Origin of the sequence: Vibrio frigidus (assembly GCF_042465995.1) — a bacterium.
Lineage (GTDB): Bacteria > Pseudomonadota > Gammaproteobacteria > Enterobacterales > Vibrionaceae > Vibrio.
Window position 1 is genome coordinate 1 of the sequence record NZ_JBCDMC010000002.1, and the last position, 23,124, is coordinate 23,124.

Below are 23,124 nucleotides of genomic sequence, written 5' to 3' on the forward strand. Positions count from 1 at the left end.
CCCGTTGTCACGGGAACGACGGAAATTTGCCTTAGTCTCAACGAGTGTTTCCTTACTGCCTTTGTCACCCCCCACTTTCGCAATCCCCCACTTTGATTCATCATCCTCCCTGCCATTTATCATCCTCTCTCCCATTTATCACCCTCGCTCCCATTTATCATCCTTGCTCCCGCTCGTCATCCCCATGAAAATGGGGATCTAAACTCACCAAGATTCCCGTTGTCACGGGAACGACGAATACTGACCGGCCACATAAATTACTGATTTTCCAGTATCTCAATAAGTATTCACAAATAAAAACCTCAAAATACTTGCAATTATTTTTCGGAAGTATAGTGTTATACACATATATAGCACCAACCAAAATCACACGTAGAGGTAATGATGACCGATTGGCAAGATAATCAGCCTATTTTTCGTCAGTTAAGTGAACAGATTACCGAGCAGATTTTGCAAGGAATCTGGTTAGAAGAGCAACCGCTGCCATCAGTGAGGACAGTCGCTGCAGAGCTAAAGATTAACCACTTAACTGTTATGAAGGGCTATCAGCTTTTAGTTGATGACGGCTTAGTTGAGAAGAAACGAGGCCAAGGCATGTTTGTAGCAAAAGGCGCCTTGAAGATGCTACAGAATAAACAGAAATCTGATTTTATGACACGCCAAATGCCCCTAATTGCACAAACATTACAGCAGATAGACATGCCGCTCGACGAGTTTGTCCAACAGCTACAGCGTATTCAAAAATTACAACAAGATACAACAGGTGAAAAATGAAACCTTTAGTCAGTGTTAAACACGTTTCTAAAAACTACCATCAGCCAAAAAGTGATGGTCAACAAGACGCATTGCACGATATCAGTTTCGAGCTTTGTGCGGGGCAAGTATTGGGGTTACTTGGTCACAATGGCGCAGGAAAATCGACGCTAATCAATGCCCTATTAGGTGCACACCGCTACAAAGGTGAGATCACCATAAACGACTGCCAACCTATCAACCAACATGCGAAGTTGATGGAACATCTGTCTTATATCTCTGATGTAAATGTACTTCCGGGCTGGATGAGTGTCGCTCAACTGCTTAAGTACACATCCGGTGTCCACCCAAGTTTTGATATTGAAAAAGCCAAACTGACGCTATCGAATACCAATATTGAGCTATCAAGCAAAATAGAAAGCCTCTCTAAAGGGATGAAGGTGCAATTGCATCTGGCGGTGGTTATTGCCACTAACACCAGCGTCCTTATCTTGGATGAACCAACATTGGGCTTAGATCTTCTTTATCGAGATACCTTCTACCGTCATCTCTTAGAATGGTTTCACGATGGCGAACGCACACTGATTATTGCCAGCCACGAGGTATCAGAAATAGAACATCTACTGACTGATGTGCTTATCCTGAAGAAAGGCAAAAACGTACTCCAAGACAGTATGGATAACATCAGCGAGGCCTACTTTATTCTTGATGCGGCCAACATCCATAGCGATAAAATTTCTACCCTAAACCCTTTAAGTCACCAAATCGGATTAGGTTCAGTGAAGTGGTTGCTAAAAAGCGACCGATTACCAGAAGTCAACGGGTTAGGTGACGTTCATCGTGCTAGCCTTGCCGACATCTTTATTGCTCTACAAAGGGAGACAGCGTAATGCATTCAAGTATTTATATGCTGGAAAAAGAATTAATTGAGCATAAATTGGTAACTCGTGTACCTATATTTATTCTCATTTGCACTGTATTGATTTTTGTTGGGCTACTGACCAATTCTGACTTACAAGGTAATCTCTCATATCAGGTCCAATTTGGTGGGCAATCAAGCGATATGCTGGTTGATTTTTCGTCTAATCTGAACCTAGGTATTGCTTCTTCGGTTTGGGTTATTTCGGTGCTTCTTTCAACGCTTTACCTACCAAAAACTCTGCGAAAAGAGCGTCAAGAAGGCAGCGCTATGTTTTGGCGTAGTATGCCTGTCTCTCACCTAATGACTCACGCGGTTAAACTGGGTTTTGGCTTATTAGTTATCCCGCTTATCTGTTCTGTATTAGTGCTCAATGCAAACCTGCTGTTGTGGTTACTCAATATCGCTACGGATAATCAACTGGCTGTATTGGTCAGCCAAGAGTCCATTTTCAATGCACTTGTTAATTGGTTAAGTTTCCTTGCTCGGATGACATTAGTCGCATTGGCACTCTTACCGCTCGCCACAATGGCGCTAATGACATCTCAGCTTGTTAGTTCACCGTTATTAGTGATGGGCTTGGCTGGGTTCGCGGTCAATTTTCTGTCTGTGTACGTTCTTGGGTTTTATGGCGTCAGCTCGTTTTTCAACACCATTCTAGCGATACCTGGTAGGATATTTACTCCGGAGCCGTTGTCTGGCTTTTTGAATGCTGGCGTCGTACATCTCACTATCTATTACGTACTTGGTGCGGTGGCATTAGCCGCCAGTTTATCTTTGAGTAAAACCAATGAAGTATCTTTAAGAGGCCTTTTTTTCCAACGATAAACGCGAGCTTATCGCCCTATTTGTGTCATCACATTTACAACTTAACCATAGTTGAACTACACTTTTAATGACTCTCTTTGTGGAAAAGTCAAATGTGTCGTTGGGTGATTAGAGTAACCTTGAGTTGTTTATTGGGGTTTACGTACTTGTCTTTTGCTGACACTGTTGAATCAAATGATGTGTTGGCAAAGACAATTCCTGTTATAACAATCAGTGGAGCTATCGGTCCCGCTGTAAGTGAATATGTCACAAGTGAAATTCGCCGCGCCAACCATCAAACCCCGTCTCCTGCCGTCATTATTGTCATCGATACCCCCGGTGGGCTGGTATCGAGTTTAAGAGATATCAACCAACAAATCCTTTCGTCGAACATTCCTGTTTTATGTCTTGTTTATCCGTCTGGTGCTCGCGCAGCAAGTGCAGGGACCTATATCCTTTATGCCTGCCATATCGCCGCCATGTCTTCTGCAACGACACTTGGTGCCGCTACTCCGGTAATGATGGGCGGCGCGCCAACGGGAAAGAAGGAACCGGATGACAAACCGAGTGAACCAACGGCGATGGAGAAAAAAGTACTAAATGATTCAATCGCTTACATACGCTCATTAGCGCAGCTAAGAGGCCGAAACGTTGAATGGGCAGAGAAAGCCGTCAGAGAAGCCGCCACGCTTTCCTCGACAGAAGCGCTTGAACTTAATGTCATAAACCTGATTGCCGATAGCCCGGCGTCATTGATCACACGGTTAGATGGCCAAACGATAGAAGTCAATAAACAACAACAAACTATGGACTTGACCGGAGCAACTTTAGAAGAGAGAAAACCGGACTGGCGAAATCAGTTTCTTTCCACTATCACTAATCCTAACGTCGCTTATATATTAATGCTCATTGGTATTTATGGGATATTACTGGAGTTTTATAGCCCCGGATTTGGTATTGCGGGGATTACTGGTGCTATCTCATTGCTGATAGCACTGTATGCATTTCAGATGTTGCCGGTTAACTATGTTGGTATGGGCCTCATGCTAGTTGGCATCGCTCTGATGATCGCCGAATCGTTAATACCAAGCTTTGGTCTATTGGGTTTTGGTGGGATTATTGCCTTTACTCTTGGCTCGGTATTTCTTATTGATAGTGACGTTCCGCACCTTAAAATTTCATTAAAATTAATCTTCAGCATTGCATTTACTACCGCCATTCTTATCTTGTTTGTACTGCAACGACTGTGGAAACTTAGAACTAAAAAAGTAGTGAGTGGCCTAGAATCTATGATTGGAAGCCAGGTGGAGATAGAAGATAATTTTGATGGTAACGGCTTTGTCCAATTCGGAGGCGAACGATGGGCCGCCCAATCCGACAACCTGCTACATAAAGGTGACACAGTCACGATAAATGCCGTAGATGGTCTGACTTTGTTGGTGACAAAAGATCAAAGGAGGGAGAAAAAATGATGGAATCTCTACTCAGTAGTGGATTGATAATCCCCGCTATTATTGTTGTATTAATTGCTTTCATTGCTTTTAACTTATTTCATGTGCTTCGGGAGTATGAGAGAGGCGTTATTTTCTTTCTGGGTCGATTTGAAAAGGTAAAAGGACCAGGATTAATTATCGTCATCCCGATCATTCAACAAATTGTACGGGTTGATCTAAGAACCGTTGTGATGGATGTTCCTAGTCAAGATGTCATCAGCAGGGACAACGTATCTGTTCGGGTCAACGCAGTACTCTACTTTCGAGTTGTCGACCCACAAAAGGCCATTATCAACGTGGAAGATTTCTTGCAGGCGACCTCTCAACTCGCTCAAACCACCCTGAGGTCGGTATTGGGCCAGCATGAACTGGATGAAATGTTAGCGAATCGAGAGATGCTCAATACCGACATCCAAGCCATACTGGATGCAAGAACAGATGGCTGGGGAATAAAAGTATCGAACGTTGAAATTAAGCATGTCGATATAAATGAAACCATGGTAAGAGCTATCGCAAGACAAGCCGAAGCCGAAAGAACCCGGCGGGCAAAAGTGATTCATGCATCTGGCGAAATGGAAGCGTCTGAAAAATTGGTCGAAGCAGCAACTAAGCTCGCCGCCGAGCCCAACGCTATTTTGTTACGTTATTTACAAACGTTAACCGAGATTGCGAGTGAGAAAAACTCCACCATTTTGTTCCCAATGCCAATGGACCTTATGGACAGCTTGTTTAAGAAAGGTAACTCGTCGGATAAAGATAAGAAATAACACGCGCTAAGGTTTTGCGACATCGACGATATGATTTAAGTCGTGCTCACGATACCGCGCAAATATCTCGTGCAAATTCTCGTTATTTAACTCGATTTTCTTTTCACTTAAAAAATCCTCGTTAAATAACTTTGAATATGACCGTTCGGCAAGGTCACAGCAAAAAGTAACGATTGTCTTACCCGTTCCCATTTTAGCGGCCGCGTAGAGCGCGCCGGCGACATTGAGTGCAGAGCTACTGCCTAATAGAATACCGTCATGTTGACTCACTAAACGAGAGATGGTGACAAGGTCTTGATCGGGTAAGGTGATGGCGTGGTTAATTTTTGCTTGTCTAAAGTTTTCCACGGTTCTCATGATCCCTATTCCTTCCGTGAATGAGCTGCCCTTCGATGTATATTGGCCATGTTTCAGAAAGGAATAGATACCGGAACCGTCTGGATCGACTAACCATGTTTTCAAATTTGGGTTCTGTTCAGATAGGTAATGAGAATTTCCGGCTAACGTTCCACCCGTTCCAACCACAGACACTAACGCATCTATTTTCCCTGCCGTTTGACGCCATATTTCAGGCCCTGTATTTAGGTAATGCGCTCGATAATTGCTTAGGTTCTCAAACTGATCGGCCCACCAATAATTGTCATGTTTTTCGCCTAATCGCTTTGCTGTGTGATAAAAATGGTTTGGATCCGCGAATGGACAAGGATCAACCAACAACAGCTCGGCACCATACAGCTTAATCATCCGTTCTTTTTCTTGTGCCTGTCCTTTGGGCATAACCACCAACATAGAGTAACCAAGAGATTTAGCCACCAGTGCTAAACCAATCCCCGTATTGCCCGCCGTCCCTTCAACAATGGTCATTCCCGGTGTTAACTTCCCCGACTCAACCGCATCCTTAACCAATTGCAGTGCGGCTCTGTCTTTAATTGAACCTCCCGGGTTCTGTTGTTCGCATTTTAAAAGAATCTCGCAACCTGATATATCCGAAAGGCTATTAATTCTGACAAGATCAGTATTACCAATCAGTTCGCTAACACTATTTGCTATTGAGGCAATTGACATAATGGTTCCATTTTAATTTTACTCATTATAAGCGTAGATCTACGGCTTATTTAGTCAAGGTAAATAATAATAGAACACATTCTCACTTTGGGTAATATACTTAAAGGTGATAGCTTTCAAAGGAGGGCATGACATGTTTTTGAAGGAAAGAGCCAGCGGCGATTTAATAGATATCGTCGAAACGAAAGATCTGACGAGTTTGTTTCACGAAAATGTCGTCGGTCAGTATCAAGCGGGTCAGGAAGAGCAAGACCCCGAATTTTTTAAAAAGTCTGATTTGGTGTTTATGTCTGGTGAGGAACTGCCTCGCTGCTGGACTGATCCCAATTACCGAGCAACAAAATAAGTATCATACCAAGCCACTGATTCAGAGGCTTGGTATTTATTCACCGTCCCAATAGGACGCAAGTTAATTTGGCGTTTCTAGCTCAAGATAGCGACACATCTTTTATCGCTTGGGCAATTAACGATACCGGGTGAATACACTCTAAGTCCGTATTTTCTTCTATCTGCCATTTGCAGGTTTCACAATCAGTGATAGCGAGATCGGCATCCGCAGTGGCTATCTGGTTGAACAACCCACTGCCTATCTCCATAGATGCCTCGTAGTTTTCTTCTTTAAACCCATAAGTACCAGCAGAACCACAACATTCGCTGTTCAATACTATCAGTTCTAAGCCCGGTATCGCCCTAAGTAGTTCAATCGTGAATATTGTATTTCCACTGCGTTCGAGATGACACGGAGTGTGATAAACCACCTTCTTATTTACGGGATTCATTTTTGGGGTATTCCCATTCATAAATTCCTTCAATAAATAGCGTGTAATAAACTGTATACGGTCTACCACTCGTTCATTGTTGACACCCAATACATGGGGATACTCATTTTGAAGTGTAAATGCACAGGTAGATGAGGTAGAAACAATGTCTCGTTGATATGTTTCAACCGAGTTTTCTAGCTGCTTAACGTTAAATTGAGCATTCTTCTGTGCCTTTTTATGGAAACCATTGGCAATCAAAGGCACACCGCAACATTTTTCATCGTCGAGCAGATGAAGTCCGATATCCATCGCATTCAAAACGGTGATCAGATCTTTACCCAGCTGTGGATGGTTGTAGTTGACATAACAACCATGAAAAAAGCTGACGCCACGCTTAAAGGATGATTGGTCAGGGCACTGCTTTTTATACCAACGACGAAAAGTGCCATGAGAATATTTGGGAAGTGATTTGTGGTCATGTACGCCAACCGTTTTGTGCATAACTTTCTTAACGATGGGCATGCTTGTTGCGGCGTTAACAAGAGGAGCAAAAGGGGTGGCTATTGAACCAAATAAGTCGGTATGACTTAAAACAAAATCTCTCACTGTTTTAGGGCTGGCTGACAGTTTTCCATACTTCCCTCTGGCAACGGCAATGATATCGCCTATTCGCACATTAGAAGGACAAGCGGTTTCGCACCGTTTACAGTTGGTGCAATACTTAAGTACATCATCAAAGTATTGAGGATCTTTAAGTCGCAACCGTTCCCCATCTGGCCCGGCTTGTTTGGGGCCAGGAAACAACGGGTTTGCCTTTGCTACCGGGCAGTACACCGTACAAACGGTACATTTAATACATTGATCAAAACTGGTGTCATTGGCTACTTCTAACATACCGTTTTCTCCAGTTTAGCGTGGTTATTATTGTAGATAATTTGACTAGAGACAGCATGTGCAGTAGTTATCGCTACCCCACCACCAGACCCCTCTAATATCGGATTGTAATGCGCCAAAATTGACCCACAGCAATACAAATTCTCAACGGTACCGTTCGTCATTCGCGGTCGAAAATGACGATCGGTTTCTACACCAAATGAGACGAACTCATGAGAGCTCGGTGAGAAAAAGGCGTCGCTGTGCCAATCTGCTCTTGGACCGGTATTACAAACCTCTAATCCAAACACCGGTTCAATAATTCGGTTTCGCTGGGCCTGTAATCCATTACTGAAAAAGCTTCCACTCGCTAAAACAAATGCCTCTGCGGTTAGTGCGTAATCGCGTAAGTTTCTTGTCCACACTTTTTCTAACTGAAAACCGTGGTCTGATTGTGAGAACTCGCCTCGAACAACGCTGTCTCCTTTTAATTGCACGCCACCCAGTTTGACAAAATGTCTTTCCAGCGTTTCTTCTAGTCGAATTCCCATTAATGACGGCGGCATCGTCGCTACTTCATGAAACGTAAGGCCCGTGCGTGCTTTCAATTTCTGCAATAATTCCACGCCTTGCATTGCGCCAAATATGGACGGCATGATAACAAGATCTCGGTCGGTCGCACCTGCCTTTATCTGATTAGCGAAATCGTTGAAGCTTGCTTCGTTGTTAAGCAGCTTGGCGAAATCTGTCGACCTATAGTTGTTTATCGACCCTTCCCCTTTAAGGTGGTTCGATACATCGACGGGTAATTGAACAATAGGCGTGCGACTAAACATTGGGGTCGAAAGCAGGTTGTCTGCAACAACCTGAGTCTGGAAATCACGAAACGACTCAATCGCCACCAATACAATTCGATCGAAGCTATTTTGAGATTGATTAAAACCAATCTGTTCGACGAATTGTTGAGAAAGAAAGGTACTTTTTAAGGTTCCCAACGTGGTAATACGTTGATGATTTTCATTGTTTTCTGTTTGGTTAAGCAATACGCCTGCACGGTTCATCATCTCGGTAAACCAATCAACGGCACCAGAGACGTGTTCTTGTCCTATTTTTGCATAAGGGTGCTCTGGGTATTCTGATGGAAAATTGGCTATTGTTGGATAAGGAAAACGTACAGGGATGCCCGATGGCGTAGCAGAGAGTAAATCCACCGAACCAGATGAAAAATGCAATGCACTTCGGCCGTTATTCACCAGCGCGGTTTTCAACCCTTGCTCTAAACAATGAATAGCCGAGGTGTACCCTGCCATTCCTCCACCGATTACGATGACATCATAATTCATTATGACTCTCCCGATTTAACTGGGTTGTGAGTAGACGTCAACTCTGATGCGCCAAGTAAACCTTCATAGATCCAGTAGCTGAATTCGGCTTCTCGCAATGCATCTCCCCACAATATTGGTTTTGTTCCTTTCCAGCGCTCTTCCATAAAATCGACCAATAGTTGACTACTATCGACGCCATTAAGACCGCCAAACTCATTAAATAATCCAGCCGCTCGGTAGGTACATAGCTCACCTTGACATGGTCCCATACCCAAACGGGTGCGACGGCGTAGATCTTCTATATTCTTACAATCAAGCTGTTTAATTGCATATTCCACCTCGCTAACGGTGACCATTTCGCATTCACAAATTACGGCTTGGCTTTTACTGTCTGGCTTTAAAAACGCGTGAGCCCTTTCACCGTGACGATAAACCGCTGACTCATAAACTGGTTTTGCAATGCTGGCACTACGTTTGATTGGTTTTGGTGTGGTATTGGAACCGGGTAACGGGCGACTCGCTGTAATACAGGTATTGGTATTGCCTAATTTTTTCGCCACGACATCGGTGACTTGCTCAGCCATTAAGCGATAGGTCATTAATTTGCCACCAGTGATGGTAGTAAAACCGTTTAAGCCGTCTTTTTCCGCGTGATCTAATAACACGATACCACGACTGATATTTCGTCCAGACTCGTCCCCGTCTAGAGAAACCAATGGACGAACGCCAGCGTAAGCTCTTAACACACGGGTATTTTGCATGATAGGGGCAAGCTTTGTTCCTTCAACTAAAAGCCTGTCTATTTCATCTGGCCTAATCGAAAGGTTATCAATTTGGTCATAATCAATACGTTCCGACGTTGTTCCAATTAAGGAAATGGTATCTCCCGGCACCAAAATATCGGCGTCTGACGGCTTTCGACAACGGTTAATGACTAGATTGTTAATCCTGTAATCTAGGATAAGCAACGAGCCTTTTGCCGGAAACATTTTTATCCCAAGATCCGCGTATTCACATATGTTCTGCCCCCATATGCCAGCCGCGTTGACGACTTCGTTTGCATACACTTCATACGCAACATGTTTTTGCGAATTAAAACAGCGTACACCAACTACTCTGTCGCCCTTAATAATCAGAGATGTCACCGTGGTATGAGTGAACAATTGAGCGCCATGCTCTTTAGCATCCAACACATTGGAGGCACATAATCTGAAGGGATCAAGTGTGCCGTCTGGCACTTTTACCGCCCCCAGCATTTTAGGGTTGGCGTGCGGCTCCAACTGAAGCGCTTTTTGGGTGGTTAACTGTTCTGTTTCTATTCCTGCTTCACTACATGCACGTATGAATGTTTGTTGAAAATCAATGTCATCTTCTGGAAGAGTGATAAAAAGACCACTCGTATCCTCTACACAGTGTCGGGCGATAGATTTTAGGATTCGATTTTCCTGGATGCACTCTTTTGCAGAATGAGGGTCTGTTACCGCATATCGTGCCCCAGAATGAAGTAATCCATGGTTTCTACCTGTGGTACCGGATGCGATATCGTCTTTCTCTAATAATATGCAATTTATTCCGCGTAAAGCACAGTCCCGCATGATGCCCGTGCCTGTTGCTCCTCCGCCGATGATAACGACTTCTGTTTCAAATCGAACATATGAATTCATAACGCGCTCAAAATTAAGTTAACAATGGTTTAAACGAACATTTTTTATTTTCGTTTACATTCTAATGAAAGAGGAGTGAACATTGCAACTATTATCCTTGTAATATTTCCGTAACGATTTTAATAACTTTAATCATAGATAAACTAGTCGTTAACACTAAGAATTGAACCAGTATCTAGAGTTTTATTATTTTTAAGCGCGAATTAAATAAAGTGAATCTACCTCTCATCTTTTATTTTGTATTTGTCCATAATCTGCTCGTTCGAACATTTTACGTTCGTTTAAGTCTAATAACTCAAAATATAGGTAAATAATAATGTTTGGTGTATTTAAACCTAAAACACATATAGAGCGTCTACCTGACGACCAGATAGGTGCCAGCTATAACCGACATAGATGGCAACTGTTTATGGGTATCTTCTTTGGTTACGCTGGGTACTACCTTGTACGAAAAAACTTTAGCCTTGCAATGCCATTTTTGATCGAACAAGGGTTTACCCGTGGACAATTGGGTGTGGCATTATCTGCTGTTTCAATTGCATACGGGTTGTCCAAATTTCTAATGGGTAGCGTTTCAGACCGATCCAACCCAAGGTACTTCTTGAGTTTCGGTCTGCTCATGTCCGCCGCTGTTATGTTCTGCTTTGGCTTTATGCCATGGGCAACAAGCAGCGTAACTGCAATGTTTATTCTTCTATTCTTGAACGGTTGGTTTCAAGGTATGGGCTGGCCAGCTTGTGGCCGAACAATGGTGCATTGGTGGTCTCGTAAAGAACGTGGAAGCTTAGTTTCTGTATGGAATGTAGCCCACAATGTCGGTGGTGGTTTAATTGGTCCTTTGTTCATACTGGGCTTGTGGCTATTTAACGACGATTGGCATACCGCTTTTTATGTTCCGGCCTTCTTCGCGTCTCTTGTTGCTGTCTTCGTCTGGTTTACCATGCGCGATACTCCTCAGTCTTGTGGCTTACCCCCGATTGAAGAGTTTAAGGATGACTATCCAGATAGCTACGATGAATCAAACGAAAAAGAAATGACGGCAAAAGAAATTTTCTTTAAGTATGTATTAAACAACAAGCTTCTTTGGTCTATTGCTATCGCGAACGCCTTTGTTTATATGATCCGTTATGGTGTTCTTGACTGGGCTCCTACCTATCTTTCAGAAGCAAAAGGATTTAGTGTCGATAAATCATCTTGGGCGTACTTCTTGTACGAGTGGGCTGGTATTCCAGGAACGCTTTTGTGTGGCTGGATTTCGGATAAAATGTTTAAGGGACGTCGTGCTCCGGCAGGTATCTTATTCATGCTTCTTGTGACTATTGCCGTATTTGTATACTGGTTCAACCCTCCAGGTAACCCAGGCATCGACATGGCAGCTCTTGTTGCTATCGGCTTCCTAATTTATGGCCCAGTAATGTTGATTGGTTTATATGCACTTGAACTTGCGCCTAAAAAGGCGGCGGGTACTGCAGCTGGTCTCACCGGTCTATTCGGTTACCTTGGTGGTGCTGTCGCGGCAAATGCGGTTCTAGGTTATACCGTTGACCACTTTGGTTGGGATGGTGGTTTCACATTACTTACCGTGTCTTGTGGCTTATCTATCCTTTGCTTAGCATATGCGTACTTTGGTGAGAAGAAATTCCACAAAGAAAAAGATGAAAAAGAAAGATTGGAAGCCGCAGAAGCGTCTGCATAAGGTTTGTTCGATAAAATCTTAGATGTGTAATTAGGTTCCAATACGAAATATTACTTACGATCAAAAAGGGCCACAATAGTTTGCTATTGTGGCCCTTTTATTTGTTTGATGGGTTCAACCTAGTCGACGCACCGCTATAAGGTAACGACCTCTATTTGTGTTTCACTCTCGGCAAGGATAGAGGCCAATGGTTCTGGTGGTAATTGATCCGTGACCACTAAATCTATTTCACTCAAATTACCAAGCTTTACCATGGCATTGCGTCCAAATTTGGAATGGTCAACGCCCAATAGAGTTTGACGACTATTCTCTATTATAGCTTTCTTAACTCGTACCTCGTGATAGTCAAAGTCGAGTAACGAGCCATCGTTATCGATCCCACTTATACCAAGCACACCGAAATCAAGTCTGAACTGTGAAATAAAGTCTAACGTCGCCTCACCTGTTACGCCACCATCGATATTCCGCACTTCACCACCGGCAAGAATTACCTTAAAATCAGGGCGTTCCATTAATATCATCGCCACATTAATATTGTTGGTCACAATACGAAGATCACTATGTCCTACGGTCAAAGCCCTTGCGAAGGCCTCTGGAGTAGTACCGATGTCAATAAATAACGTTGAACCATTAGGGATGTGCTTTGCCATCGTTGCCGCTATCAACTCTTTTTGTCGTGGATGCATGACTTTACGATTGCTATAGCTGGAGTTTTCAGAGCTAGAAAGGTTGGTCGCGCCACCGTGGGTCCGGCGAAGATTATTGAGTTCTGCAAGCTCATTCAGATCTCTGCGAATCGTTTGAGGACTGACATTAAACAGTTCGACAAGTTCGTCTGTGTTAACTTCTCCATTCGATTCAACCAATCGAATAATCTCTTGGTGCCGCTGTTCTGCTTTCACGTCCGTTCCTTTTCTTATTTGAATATAACGTCAGCTAGTATAATTAAAAATAACCAATAACCCTAGGGTCCGTTGATTTTTAGAGGCTATTTTTCAGCGCATCGCTGGGAATTTATGATAGACACAGATTTTAAAGGTAGTGGCTCTACCTTTAAAATTGATAACGCAGTAGAAATATCCGACAAATGGCAGGAATGACAAACCTAAACCTGTGGTACATACCCTGGCACACGAAACCACTTACGGCATATATCAAGAAAATACCCGTAAAGAACCCCCATACCACACGATATTACCGCATTGGTTGAGACCGCGGTGATAATTTGGTCTGTCGAAGCGCCAACGAAAAGTAAAATGCCAATATAGACAGGAGATTGAAATGCAACAAACGCGATGAGATCAGAACTATTTTTCATAAAAGAGGACAGCGATAACCTCGCCCCTTGCTTCAGTACCCAGTCCCGAAAAATACCATACGGAAGCGCTATCGCGATATTCACGGGTATCGACACCAGACGCGAAGCGAGTGATGTTTCAAAAGATATTCCAGACACAAAAATTTCAATCATCATTCCTGAGATGAAACAAAATACCACCATAGCAAAGGTGTCCGCTGCTACGTTCCTAAGGCAAAAAGGACCACGTGATTTCATTTTCTTTTCCTACAAAACAATAAACTGCCAAAATAATAAATAACATCAATTTAACACTGGCTATATGATTCCATACCAGTTTATCGTGCTATTAGAACAGATCTTAACTAAACTTATATACTGTTTTTAAAATTATGTTTTGAATATTGTACTATTTTTTTAAAAAAAATTAGCATGATTCGCTAGCGTGATATAGATCGCGCTTTTTTTAGTCAGTTAGGAAAATAAGGTACAAAGAATAACCACATGCAGTTAGGGATGATGAAGAGGGATTCAGAGCTGTGTTAGTATAGTTCATCAAATTTTTCTGAGAAGATACCGTGACACTAAAAGAATTACTTCAACAACCTGAACTTGAAGGCAAACTACTCGGTGAAGCACAAACCTATGGCTTCATAACGGCTATGGCTGCCGCGCCCAATGTACTTGACCCAACAGAGTGGATCCCATTCCTTTGGGGCGGAGAAGAAGTTGCGCCTTTTACCGATGGGGTACAATTTGAGCAATACGCAGATTTGCTGATCGCACTTTGGAATACAACTCGCCCTGCTCTACTCGACGGCACATGGCAATGGCCGACGGGTTATACGCTTGACGAAAAAGAGATTATTTCTGAAGAGGCGCGCGCGTTTACTGAAGGGGCACTTCAGGGCTGGCAACTCGCCAGAGATGATTGGGAAACCTTAATGCCTGAGCATAGCGAAGACAATGCACTGCTTGGGGGTGTACTGCTTTCTTTAAGCCTGCTTTATGATCCAGAAACCGCCATTGAGACGTTAAAAGAACATGGCGTTGAAGGGCTTGAGCAATTTGAGGAGATCTACAATGCCATTCCGGTCATGTTGTGTGGCTTGACTCAGCGCGGTGTGGAACTCGCAGAGTCGCAATAACAGAGACTAAACATTATTGTCATCGCTCCTGACATTCCCATGAAAACGGGCGTCCTTGTTATTCACAAGGTACACAGAACACATCGGTTCCCCACGTTCGTATAATGATGTTCGGTTAGTGCTAAATACTTCGTCATTTCCGTGAAAACGGGAATCTTGGTAAGTTTAGATCCCCATTTTCATGGGGATGACGTTGCTTTTCATGGGGATGACGATAGCTTTTCATGGGGATGACGATCATTTTTGCGAAAGCAATGCCTAATGACCTGTGTTCATACCTAAACTAGCTTTGTAACTGCTCGGCAAAATCCAGCATACGATTTAATGGTATGAGTGACTTGACACGAATCTCTTCATCTACAAAGATTTCATGCTTGTCTGACGACCCCGTTAAGGCACTTTCTATCGCGGCTAAACCATTCATGGCCATCCAAGGACAATGAGCGCAGCTTCGACATGTCGCGCCTGCACCGGCGGTTGGCGCTTCCATAAGCTCCTTCTCAGGAACCAACTGCTGCATTTTAAAGAAGATACCTTTATCTGTTGCAACAATGAGCTGCTTATTCGGTAGTTCTTTTGCTGACTTAATAAGTTGACTGGTAGAACCGACTGCGTCAGCCAACTCAACAACCGATGCTGGAGATTCAGGGTGCACTAAAACGGCGGCTTCTGGATAAACGGCTTTCATCTCCTTTAGTGCTTTAGCGGAAAACTCGTCGTGTACAACGCATTCGCCTTGCCACAGAAGCATCTCTGCACCTGTTTTATTGGCAATATAAGAACCTAAATGACGATCAGGTCCCCAGATAATTTTCGCGCCTTCATCATCGAGATGCTCAACAATTTCTAATGCAATACTTGAGGTAACAACCCAATCTGCGCGCGCTTTAACTGCTGCTGATGTATTGGCGTAAACCACAACTGTATGATCTGGATGTGCATCGCAAAATTCTGTGAATTTATCTGCTGGGCAACCTAAATCTAAGGAGCATTCTGCTTCTAAGGTTGGCATTAAGATGGTTTTTTCTGGGGTAAGTATTTTCGCAGACTCACCCATAAAACGAACGCCAGCAATAATTAGCGTGCTCGCCGAGTGACGATTACCAAATTTTGCCATTTCTAATGAATCGCCAACAAACCCTCCGGTTTCTTCCGCAAGAGCCTGAATCTCTGGATCAGTGTAATAATGGGCAATTAATACCGCGTCTTTCTGTTTTAACAGGCGTTTTATACTTTCAAGATGCGTCTGCTTTTGCTCATCGGTCAATGGCGTTGGTTTGGGTGGAAATGGATAAACGGTGGTTTCTATTAGATCTAATATGTGGCTCATTGCTTTTGCTCTATGCAACGTCAGTGAATCCGATCATTGTACACCTGATGAGGCCCCATTTTCTACCACTGTTGAACAATTGCTATTGCTACTACGACTAAATGATTAGTCATATAGAGATACTCAATAGGGTAAACAGAAATGCTAATGAAGAGATACGGGTCTAAATGAGACAAAAAAATAGACCATTAAATGGTCTATTTTTTATTTAAGTTTTGATTTGGCCATCTTAGCGGAGGCTGAACCAGGGTATCCATCAATCGCCTGTTGATAATACTTATTTGCTACCGCAGGTTTACCATTGCGGGCTGCAATATCACCAAGCTTTACAAGTGAATCAGCGCGCTTGTTTGATTTTTCATAAGAGACGACAGAAGCAAAACTTTTTGCTGCATCAACATCTTTTTTTAGAGCGTAATTCAATTGCCCAACCCAGTAATGAGAGTTGGCTGCGTAAGACGAATTAGGGAAGTCTTTTTGAAACTTAGCAAATGCCGCTAGTGCACCCGTGTAATCTTTATCCACTTGGACGAGGTAAACGGCTTTTTTATAAGCAGCTTCTTCGTTCACATTGGCAGCATACACACCACCGTTGGCTTCTGTACCACCACTAGTCGCAGGGGTTACATTATCAACAGGTTGCTGTTTTTCATTTCTCAAACGGTCCAACTCGATAAATAATTCTCGCTGACGTTCTAACATCTGCTTCATATCGTAGCTATTTCGTTCTACCATCCCTCTCATTTCGCTAAGTTCTCGTGCCATATCATCGATTTGCTGCTGCATTTGCAGTTGCACTCGAGATCGATTATTCAACAAACGTTCAAGTCGCTGAACATCGGTTTCAGGCATGGCGCTAACGGAAGAAGATGCGTTGCTTACATCAGATACTGGAGCTGGTGCAGCGAACACGAGGTTCGCTGCACTGGCCAGCAACGCAAGCGAAACAACTCGCTTAAAGTTACTGAACATGAGGTCTATCCTCGATTAGTATACGATAACCGCGCGACGGTTTTTCGCATAGGCATCTTCAGATTGACCTAGAACTAGAGGTTTTTCCTCACCGTAGCTCATGATAGAGATTTGGTCAGACTGAACACCTAGTGCTTGAAGATATTTTGAAACAGCTTCTGCACGGTATTCACCAAGAGCGATGTTGTACTCAGGAGTACCACGTTCGTCAGCGTGACCTTCTACAGTTACTTTAATTGCAGGGTCTTTGCTTAAGAATGCCGCGTGTGCTGCTAGCATTTCTTCGTAATTGCCAGAAACGGTTGCGTTGTCAAACGCAAAATAAACAGTGCTGTTTTCGCGAAGAGCTTGCTCTTTCATTTCTTGCTCTGAAAGTTGAGCATTTTGATCAACCGGAGTAGCAACAGTCGTTGTCTGCTCTTGGTTGTTCGTTTGTTGAGAAGCGGCATCAGCAGCTTCGTCACTTGAGCTACAAGCTGTTACTGCTAGAATAGGTAGCGCAATTAAGAGCCCTTTAAAAACCTTATTAAGTTGCATCTTTTATATTCCTTTGTTTGTCAAAACTTCGTTGCTACAAAAACGGTGACCAAGCGGGAGCTCTAACACGCCCATTTGTTGCTGGTAACCTAGCTTTAAATCGACCATCTATAGAAACCATAGAGAGCACATTTTTCTTTCTATAAATAGAGCTATAAATGACCATACTACCATTTGGGGCAATGCTTGGAGATTCGTCCAAAAGTGTATTAGTTAACACTTGAACGGCTCCTGTCTCCAGATCTTGTTTTGCAAGATTAAAACCTGAATTGGATCGATTCACCATAATTAAGAATCTTCCATCAGGGGTAATCTGCCCGCCCAAGTTCTGGCTACCCTGCCAAGTTAAACGGTTAGTCGTGCCGTTTACCAAATTTACTCGATAAATCTGAGGTTTACCACCCCGATCCGATGTAAATATTAACGATTGTCCGTCAGGATACCAGAACGGTTCTGTATTATTTGATCTACCCCGCGTTATTTGGCGTAACTTGCGTGTTGCAAGATCAAGTGTATAGACCTGAAGGCTGCCGGTTTTTGACAGCACAATCGATAACGTTTTTCCATCAGGGGAGAATTTTGGAGCGCCATTGTGGCGAGGGAATGACGTTAGTTTCTCCCTTTTACCCGTATAGATGTCCATTAGAAATATTTCTGCTTGGTTATTTTGGAAGCTAACATAAACAAGTTGGCGTCCATCTGGTGACCAAGATGGTGACATAAGTGGCTGCTTTGAGCGCAATACGAGACGTTCGTTAAAGCCGTCGTAATCGGCAATTCTCAGTTGATACTGGTACTGGTCTTTTTCATTGATAACCACGTAAGCAATACGCGTGACAAACGCCCCTTTTTCACCGGTTAATTGCTCGTAAACAAGGTCGGAAATACGGTGCGCATATTCTCTTAGGCGTTCACCAGGTACCGTTGCTCGCTTATTAAATAAAATATGGTCTTTAGAAAGTACCAGTTCGCCATCGGCACTAAGTGTTTTACTTTGCCCTTTCGTCAATTGGCCTCGAATAACATCGACTAATTGATACCTAACGACATAGTCACCAGCCGCGTTCTGAGTAATAGAGCCCGTTAGTAGTGAATCGACACCCAAGTTAGTCCACTCTTCAAACTTGATTTGGCTGTCTTCATAAGGCGTTTGTGGCATTTTATTGACAGGAACGGGGCTAAATTTGCCACTGCGTTGTAGATCCGACGCGATCACTTTTGATACATCATGTGGAAGCTTAGTTGTGCCTTCCCACTTAAAAGGTACGATACCAATGGGTCTAGCCGAATCGATACCTTCTGTTATTACCAATTCCAGTGCGGCATTGGCCATAGGGCTCAAACTTGCACTTAATATTAATAATCCTGTGATAAGTTTTTTAATCAAAACACTTCCCTTTTTCTGACTACTCTGGAGCAACGGTTAAGTTAATATCACGAAGTTTACTTGCCACATCTTTATCTGTTGGCAACGGAAACGTGCCTACTTGCGTAACGGCGCTTTTTGATGCCGCACATAAACGCGCATCACCGCGGAGCACCTTAACACTACTCAAAATAGCACCATTACCTGCAGGTATTAGCTTTAAGTTAACTACACAAGACTTTCCCCTGTAGGAGTCCTCCACAAGCAGCTTACTCTGAATAAGTTGTGTATATATTGCCGCGTACCTGTCGGTTTCTGACGCTACAAACTGTTGTTTTGCTGAGCTATTTTGAGCAGCCTCTTCTTCTAGGCCAGCGAATATATCACCCAAAGCTGCTTCCTGCTCTTTACGTTCTCTTTCGAGCTGCTTCAGCCGTTCCTGTTCTTTCTTGGCTTTCTCTTTTGCTTCTGTTGCTGCTTTCTCGCTTGCCACTCGTTGTTTTTCTGCTTTTTCAGCTAGTTCTATTTCTTTTTTCGCTTTTTCTTGAGCTTCTTTTACCGCTTTTTCTTGGCTTAATCGTTCGACTTCCGCTGCCGCAATTGCCGCCTCTTTGACTACACGTTCTTTCTCTGCTTTTTTGACCTGCTCTTGTTTCTTAATACGCTCAGCTTCGGCGTTCGCCGTTAACCGTTTTTGTTCTCGAATTTTTTCTTCTTCTACTCGAACCTTTTCTTGGGCGACTTTTCTATTTTTTTCTGCTGTACGGGTCGCTTTATCGGCTTTCGCTTTATCTTCTTTGAGTTTACGAATTCTCGCTTCTTCAACCTTACGGTTTTTTTCTAACTGTTCACTCTGCTTACGAAGCTTATTCAGACGTTCTTGTTCTGTGTTCGCTGCAGATTTGCGTTTCTCTCTTATCTCTTTAGCCTGCTTTTGTACCATCGCAGGATCGATAACGACAGCATGAATCAGATTCCCCGTCGGCTTTGGTTTTGACATATTAAAATCTGTTCCCCAAAGCAACGCTGCCACCAATAATAGGTGCAGGATAATTGAGATAATGATTGCCGATGTTAGGTTCTTGTTATTTTTCATCTACAGCTAACGCTATTCCTTGATATCGGTCAAGAGCCCAACTTTGGGAACCCCTGCCTGACTTAACTCATCCAGTACTAAAACAATTTCAGCATAGGGTGTTGCTGCATCACCACCTACTGCCACTGGTGACGTGGGTGATATCGATAATTCTGCCTTTACCCGCACAATGACATCTTGTAAAGAAAGGCCCCGCTGTACGTCTTCATTATTCACGCTCAGTCCTAGGTTGCCTTCGGCATCTATCTCTACAATGATAAAGCTTGCGTCAGAATCACCAGCGATATCAGAAGCCGGTTTTGCCGTAGAGGCTTGCGGCAGTTCTACATCCACTCCTTGAGTAATAAAAGGAGAGGTCACCATAAAAATAATCAAAAGCACCAACATTACGTCAATGTATGGTACAACATTGATTTCAGCGGTTAGCTTCCTTTTTTTAGGTTGATAACCTGCCATGATTAATCCTTATCACTCATCGCTTGGCGATGGAGAATACTATGAAACTCTTCAGAAAACGTTGCGTAAGAGTGCTCTAACTTACTCACGCGATGGCTTAAACTGTTGTAAGCCATTACGGCGGGTATAGCCGCGAATAAACCCATCGCTGTCGCGACTAAGGCTTCAGCAATACCTGGCGCAACCATCGCTAGCGTCGCTTGCTTAACCTGCCCTAGCGCAATAAAGGCATGCATAATGCCCCACACCGTACCAAACAAGCCAATATACGGGCTGATAGAACCAACTGTCGCCAAAAACGGCAGGCTTGTCTCTAGCGATTCTACTTCTCGTGAAACGGTAACGCGCATTGCGCGGCCTGTTCCGTCCATCACAGATTCACTTGATGAACCGTAGGTTCTTCTTAAACGAGCAAACTCGGTAAAACCAGAATAAAAAATCTCTCGGCTACCCGACAGATCGTCTTTATTTTCTTTCACTTCTTGATATAGCTTCGATAAGTCTTGGGTAGACCAAAATTTGTCTTCAAATTCAGTGGCGTCTTTTGATGCGGTTCTCAACACTTTACTGCGTTGAATAATCATCGCCCACGAAACAACCGACATACCAAGTAATATCAACATAACAAACTTAACGAGTAAGCTCGCCTGTAAAAATAGATCTAAGATTGAAATTTCAGCGTTCACTCTGATTCAACTCCGCAATTAATGAGCTTGGGATAGCTTGAGGTTTCATTTTTTGAATGTTCACGCATGCTACCTTAACTAGGGCTTTACACAATGTGCGGCCTTCAAGATTGACGATTTCCTGACAAAACACTATTGACGCTTTCTTCAATTCAGACACAGTGGTGACAACTGTCAATTGGTCATCTAGCCTTGCACCTTGTAAAAAGTCGATATCAATATGTCGAACAACAAAGCCTATGTTTTCTACTAATAGCACCTGTTGAGAGACCCCAATATGTCGAAGTAGTTCCGTCCTTGCTCTTTCGAAATACTTCAGGTAGTTAGAATGGTATACAACACCACCTGCGTCAGTATCTTCGTAATAGATAGTAACGGGCCATTTGAATGGAGAAGTTGTCACGTTTTGCACAACCTATTGCTAATAATAATTAAATTAATTACTAACTATACCCTATCGTTATGGCAATAGTATTGAGGAGTTGTCTTTTTTTCACAAAATTGACGAAAAAGTGACGCTGTACAGAAAGAACAGCGTCATTTTGGATAAAAATCAAACAAATAGATAAGCGATTGTTAGATAAATAAGGATAACGAAAGAAATATAGGGCGAGAAAAAGGCTTTCCACACAATATGGATAGGGGTAAAGCCTACACCAAATATTACGCCTGAGCAGATAGCCCAAAGAAACAGCGGACCGATTACTGCGTTAAATCCCCCAATCGCATTACTGTATTGGTTAGGATCCCACATTAACAGCCCAGCGTGACCGATTGCCAATAGAAAAGATAACGCCCTAAACAGGGCCTTATCAATAGGACGGTGCAAATTGGCTATTTGAATAGCCAATTTATTCACTATCTTTGTCCATCATTTCTGAGTGCTCTAACCAAAGCGCATTAATAATGCCAAAAGCGCAGGCAAGTAGAACGCCTAAAATCCATGCAAAATACCACATATCAACGGCTCCTTAGTAAAGTGAATTCTTGTTTTCTTCGATAAACTTGTCATCAATACGACCATACATTTTGTAGTAAGACCAAGCGGTATAACTCAAAATAATCGGTATGAAGATAGCCGCGACAACCGTCATTATTTGAAGTGTCAGCTCACTCGATGTCGAATCCCACATTGTAAGGCTTTGACTTGGGTTTAAGCTCGAAGGCATAACAAACGGGAACATACTGAACCCAGCCGTTAAGATAATACCTGCAGAGGTCAAACTAGAAGCTAAGAATGCAAGCCCACCACTATTAATGCGCGTTGCGAGAATAACCACAAGTGGCATTACCGTACCGAGTATAGGGGCAATCCACATAAGCGGATAACTGGCGTAGTTCGCCATCCAAGATCCGGCCTCACGAGCCACTTCTTTGTTCAGTGGGTTTGATGCAGCAAACGTATCAATTTCACTCTTCAACGCATAGCCGTCAATGGATTGAATCCAAAAACCAGCGGCGACAAAAAGGACGGTAATAGTTAATGCACCGGCTTGAGAAACGGCGCGAGCGCGATCTCTCACAGCGGCAGTGGTTTTCATTTGCAACCACGTTGTCCCCATCACTAAGAACATAGTAAGGCTGATTAAACCACAGAGCAGTGCAAATGGATTAAGTAGTCCAAAGAATGACCCGTGATACGTTGGCATCATAAAGTCGCTTAACGTAAATGGTATGCCTTGTAGTAGGTTCCCGAATGCAACACCAAAAATAAGAGAAGGAACAAACCCGCTAATACTGATAGCAATGTCCCAGTTATTTCGCCATTTAGGTGACTCAATCTTAGAACGATAATCCAGACCAATTGGGCGTAACCAAAGCCCTGCTAACGTCAAGATCATGGCAAAGTAAAAACCAGAAAATGACACAGCATATACGGTTGGCCATGCAGCAAATAGTGCACCACCAGCAGAAACTAACCAGACTTGGTTGCCGTCCCAGTGAGGCGCGATCGAGTTAATCATCACTCGACGTTCGTTGTCCGTTTTACCGATAACAGGTACAAGGGCACAGACACCTAAATCAAACCCGTCGGCAATGGCGAAACCAATTAGTAGAACACCTACTAGTAGCCACCAAATAAATCGCAATGCTTCATAATCAAACATTTTTT

Annotated in this window: 25 protein-coding genes; 8 read left to right on the forward strand and 17 right to left on the reverse strand. The window is 43.2% G+C overall.

The window, feature by feature from the left end; genetic code table 11:
* Positions 1-384: 384 nt before the first annotated feature.
* From AACW90_RS03425 to AACW90_RS03445, 5 genes are all read left to right on the forward strand, one after another.
* Positions 385-774, forward strand: a complete 390-nt coding sequence (locus AACW90_RS03425; protein WP_347998218.1) for a GntR family transcriptional regulator — start codon at positions 385-387, stop codon at positions 772-774.
* Entirely contained in the window at positions 771-1,643 is an 873-nt protein-coding gene (locus tag AACW90_RS03430) for an ABC transporter ATP-binding protein (protein WP_390230874.1), read from the forward strand. Before AACW90_RS03425 ends, AACW90_RS03430 begins: the two co-directional genes overlap by 4 nt.
* Entirely contained in the window at positions 1,643-2,500 is an 858-nt protein-coding gene (locus AACW90_RS03435) for a hypothetical protein (RefSeq protein WP_390230877.1), read from the forward strand. Before AACW90_RS03430 ends, AACW90_RS03435 begins: the two co-directional genes overlap by 1 nt.
* Positions 2,501-2,592: 92 nt before the next feature.
* Entirely contained in the window at positions 2,593-3,951 is a 1,359-nt protein-coding gene (locus AACW90_RS03440; protein WP_390230881.1) for an NfeD family protein, read from the forward strand.
* Positions 3,948-4,739, forward strand: a complete 792-nt coding sequence (locus tag AACW90_RS03445) for a slipin family protein (RefSeq protein ID WP_390230884.1) — start codon at positions 3,948-3,950, stop codon at positions 4,737-4,739. The genes AACW90_RS03440 and AACW90_RS03445 overlap by 4 nt, the downstream gene beginning before the upstream one ends.
* Before the next feature lie 6 nt (positions 4,740-4,745).
* Here AACW90_RS03445 and AACW90_RS03450 read toward each other — a convergent pair whose 3' ends face one another.
* On the reverse strand, positions 4,746-5,804 hold the full coding sequence (locus AACW90_RS03450) for a cysteine synthase A (protein ID WP_390230887.1): 1,059 nt from the start codon (positions 5,802-5,804) through the stop codon (positions 4,746-4,748).
* Positions 5,805-5,937: 133 nt separating this feature from the next.
* On the opposite strand from AACW90_RS03450, the gene AACW90_RS03455 reads away from it, so the two are divergent.
* Positions 5,938-6,150: an acetyltransferase gene (locus AACW90_RS03455; RefSeq protein WP_390230890.1), complete on the forward strand. Its 213-nt coding sequence runs from the start codon at positions 5,938-5,940 to the stop codon at positions 6,148-6,150.
* A gap of 82 nt (positions 6,151-6,232) precedes the next feature.
* Here AACW90_RS03455 and glpC read toward each other — a convergent pair whose 3' ends face one another.
* From glpC to glpA, 3 genes are read right to left on the reverse strand one after another with little or no spacing between them, the layout of a single operon-like run.
* Positions 6,233-7,459, reverse strand: a complete 1,227-nt coding sequence (gene glpC / locus AACW90_RS03460; RefSeq protein WP_390230893.1) for an anaerobic glycerol-3-phosphate dehydrogenase subunit GlpC — start codon at positions 7,457-7,459, stop codon at positions 6,233-6,235.
* A complete protein-coding gene (glpB, locus tag AACW90_RS03465) occupies positions 7,453-8,781 on the reverse strand; it encodes a glycerol-3-phosphate dehydrogenase subunit GlpB (protein ID WP_390230896.1) in 1,329 nt (442 codons plus the stop codon). Before glpB ends, glpC begins: the two co-directional genes overlap by 7 nt.
* Positions 8,781-10,427: an anaerobic glycerol-3-phosphate dehydrogenase subunit A gene (gene glpA, locus AACW90_RS03470; protein ID WP_390230899.1), complete on the reverse strand. Its 1,647-nt coding sequence runs from the start codon at positions 10,425-10,427 to the stop codon at positions 8,781-8,783. Before glpA ends, glpB begins: the two co-directional genes overlap by 1 nt.
* 316 nt (positions 10,428-10,743) lie before the next feature.
* Here glpA and glpT point away from each other — a divergent pair, with 316 nt between their 5' ends.
* Positions 10,744-12,123 carry a glycerol-3-phosphate transporter gene (gene glpT / locus AACW90_RS03475; RefSeq protein WP_390230902.1) on the forward strand — a complete coding sequence of 460 codons (1,380 nt, stop codon included), beginning with the start codon at positions 10,744-10,746 and terminating at the stop codon, positions 12,121-12,123.
* A gap of 134 nt (positions 12,124-12,257) precedes the next feature.
* Here glpT and AACW90_RS03480 read toward each other — a convergent pair whose 3' ends face one another.
* Both AACW90_RS03480 and AACW90_RS03485 read right to left on the reverse strand, forming a co-directional pair.
* Positions 12,258-13,025 (reverse strand): DeoR/GlpR family transcriptional regulator, encoded by a 768-nt coding sequence (locus tag AACW90_RS03480; protein WP_390230904.1) that lies wholly within the window; start codon positions 13,023-13,025, stop codon positions 12,258-12,260.
* A gap of 203 nt (positions 13,026-13,228) precedes the next feature.
* Positions 13,229-13,678 carry an L-alanine exporter AlaE gene (locus AACW90_RS03485; RefSeq protein WP_390230906.1) on the reverse strand — a complete coding sequence of 150 codons (450 nt, stop codon included), beginning with the start codon at positions 13,676-13,678 and terminating at the stop codon, positions 13,229-13,231.
* 320 nt (positions 13,679-13,998) lie between these two features.
* On the opposite strand from AACW90_RS03485, the gene AACW90_RS03490 reads away from it, so the two are divergent.
* The gene (locus AACW90_RS03490) at positions 13,999-14,568 is read left to right on the forward strand and encodes a UPF0149 family protein (protein WP_390230909.1); all 570 of its coding nucleotides are present in this window, start codon (positions 13,999-14,001) and stop codon (positions 14,566-14,568) included.
* A gap of 283 nt (positions 14,569-14,851) precedes the next feature.
* Here the strand turns inward: AACW90_RS03490 and nadA are convergent, their stop codons facing one another.
* The 11 genes from nadA to cydB form a co-directional block, all read right to left on the reverse strand.
* A complete protein-coding gene (gene nadA, locus AACW90_RS03495) occupies positions 14,852-15,898 on the reverse strand; it encodes a quinolinate synthase NadA (RefSeq protein WP_390230912.1) in 1,047 nt (348 codons plus the stop codon).
* Between the two features lie 204 nt (positions 15,899-16,102).
* Positions 16,103-16,870 (reverse strand): tol-pal system protein YbgF, encoded by a 768-nt coding sequence (gene ybgF / locus AACW90_RS03500; protein ID WP_390230915.1) that lies wholly within the window; start codon positions 16,868-16,870, stop codon positions 16,103-16,105.
* Between the two features lie 15 nt (positions 16,871-16,885).
* Positions 16,886-17,407, reverse strand: a complete 522-nt coding sequence (gene pal / locus AACW90_RS03505) for a peptidoglycan-associated lipoprotein Pal (protein WP_195703698.1) — start codon at positions 17,405-17,407, stop codon at positions 16,886-16,888.
* Between the two features lie 34 nt (positions 17,408-17,441).
* Positions 17,442-18,740: a Tol-Pal system beta propeller repeat protein TolB gene (gene tolB, locus AACW90_RS03510; protein WP_390232044.1), complete on the reverse strand. Its 1,299-nt coding sequence runs from the start codon at positions 18,738-18,740 to the stop codon at positions 17,442-17,444.
* Positions 18,741-18,813: 73 nt separating this feature from the next.
* Positions 18,814-19,869, reverse strand: coding sequence for a cell envelope integrity protein TolA (gene tolA / locus AACW90_RS03515; RefSeq protein ID WP_390230919.1), 1,056 nt, complete (start codon positions 19,867-19,869; stop codon positions 18,814-18,816).
* Between the two features lie 12 nt (positions 19,870-19,881).
* Complete coding sequence (locus AACW90_RS03520) at positions 19,882-20,325, reverse strand: ExbD/TolR family protein (protein WP_347998276.1); 444 nt, start codon at positions 20,323-20,325, stop codon at positions 19,882-19,884.
* Positions 20,326-20,327: 2 nt separating this feature from the next.
* Positions 20,328-21,011 (reverse strand): protein TolQ, encoded by a 684-nt coding sequence (gene tolQ, locus AACW90_RS03525; RefSeq protein WP_275134162.1) that lies wholly within the window; start codon positions 21,009-21,011, stop codon positions 20,328-20,330.
* Entirely contained in the window at positions 21,001-21,414 is a 414-nt protein-coding gene (gene ybgC / locus AACW90_RS03530; RefSeq protein WP_390230922.1) for a tol-pal system-associated acyl-CoA thioesterase, read from the reverse strand. Before ybgC ends, tolQ begins: the two co-directional genes overlap by 11 nt.
* Before the next feature lie 150 nt (positions 21,415-21,564).
* A complete protein-coding gene (gene ybgE / locus AACW90_RS03535; RefSeq protein ID WP_390230925.1) occupies positions 21,565-21,870 on the reverse strand; it encodes a cyd operon protein YbgE in 306 nt (101 codons plus the stop codon).
* Positions 21,863-21,970 (reverse strand): cytochrome bd-I oxidase subunit CydX, encoded by a 108-nt coding sequence (gene cydX / locus AACW90_RS03540; protein WP_000270284.1) that lies wholly within the window; start codon positions 21,968-21,970, stop codon positions 21,863-21,865. Before cydX ends, ybgE begins: the two co-directional genes overlap by 8 nt.
* 12 nt (positions 21,971-21,982) lie before the next feature.
* Positions 21,983-23,119: a cytochrome d ubiquinol oxidase subunit II gene (gene cydB, locus AACW90_RS03545; RefSeq protein WP_390230928.1), complete on the reverse strand. Its 1,137-nt coding sequence runs from the start codon at positions 23,117-23,119 to the stop codon at positions 21,983-21,985.
* Between the last annotated feature and the right edge of the window lie 5 nt (positions 23,120-23,124).

What these genes read in the sequence shown, in the direction of transcription:
- glpA (WP_390230899.1), bottom strand. Translation starts at nt 10,427, where the DNA reads ATGAATTCATATGTTCGATTTGAAACAGAAGTCGTTATCATCGGCGGA.
- AACW90_RS03425 (WP_347998218.1), top strand. Translation starts at nt 385, where the DNA reads ATGACCGATTGGCAAGATAATCAGCCTATTTTTCGTCAGTTAAGTGAA.
- AACW90_RS03520 (WP_347998276.1), bottom strand. Translation starts at nt 20,325, where the DNA reads ATGGCAGGTTATCAACCTAAAAAAAGGAAGCTAACCGCTGAAATCAAT.
- ybgF (WP_390230915.1), bottom strand. Translation starts at nt 16,870, where the DNA reads ATGTTCAGTAACTTTAAGCGAGTTGTTTCGCTTGCGTTGCTGGCCAGT.
- AACW90_RS03430 (WP_390230874.1), top strand. Translation starts at nt 771, where the DNA reads ATGAAACCTTTAGTCAGTGTTAAACACGTTTCTAAAAACTACCATCAG.
- tolA (WP_390230919.1), bottom strand. Translation starts at nt 19,869, where the DNA reads ATGAAAAATAACAAGAACCTAACATCGGCAATCATTATCTCAATTATC.
- AACW90_RS03450 (WP_390230887.1), bottom strand. Translation starts at nt 5,804, where the DNA reads ATGTCAATTGCCTCAATAGCAAATAGTGTTAGCGAACTGATTGGTAAT.
- AACW90_RS03445 (WP_390230884.1), top strand. Translation starts at nt 3,948, where the DNA reads ATGATGGAATCTCTACTCAGTAGTGGATTGATAATCCCCGCTATTATT.
- glpC (WP_390230893.1), bottom strand. Translation starts at nt 7,459, where the DNA reads ATGTTAGAAGTAGCCAATGACACCAGTTTTGATCAATGTATTAAATGT.
- pal (WP_195703698.1), bottom strand. Translation starts at nt 17,407, where the DNA reads ATGCAACTTAATAAGGTTTTTAAAGGGCTCTTAATTGCGCTACCTATT.
- cydX (WP_000270284.1), bottom strand. Translation starts at nt 21,970, where the DNA reads ATGTGGTATTTTGCATGGATTTTAGGCGTTCTACTTGCCTGCGCTTTT.
- tolB (WP_390232044.1), bottom strand. Translation starts at nt 18,740, where the DNA reads ATGGCCAATGCCGCACTGGAATTGGTAATAACAGAAGGTATCGATTCG.
- AACW90_RS03440 (WP_390230881.1), top strand. Translation starts at nt 2,593, where the DNA reads ATGTGTCGTTGGGTGATTAGAGTAACCTTGAGTTGTTTATTGGGGTTT.
- AACW90_RS03485 (WP_390230906.1), bottom strand. Translation starts at nt 13,678, where the DNA reads ATGAAATCACGTGGTCCTTTTTGCCTTAGGAACGTAGCAGCGGACACC.
- AACW90_RS03455 (WP_390230890.1), top strand. Translation starts at nt 5,938, where the DNA reads ATGTTTTTGAAGGAAAGAGCCAGCGGCGATTTAATAGATATCGTCGAA.
- AACW90_RS03435 (WP_390230877.1), top strand. Translation starts at nt 1,643, where the DNA reads ATGCATTCAAGTATTTATATGCTGGAAAAAGAATTAATTGAGCATAAA.
- nadA (WP_390230912.1), bottom strand. Translation starts at nt 15,898, where the DNA reads ATGAGCCACATATTAGATCTAATAGAAACCACCGTTTATCCATTTCCA.
- glpB (WP_390230896.1), bottom strand. Translation starts at nt 8,781, where the DNA reads ATGAATTATGATGTCATCGTAATCGGTGGAGGAATGGCAGGGTACACC.
- cydB (WP_390230928.1), bottom strand. Translation starts at nt 23,119, where the DNA reads ATGTTTGATTATGAAGCATTGCGATTTATTTGGTGGCTACTAGTAGGT.
- glpT (WP_390230902.1), top strand. Translation starts at nt 10,744, where the DNA reads ATGTTTGGTGTATTTAAACCTAAAACACATATAGAGCGTCTACCTGAC.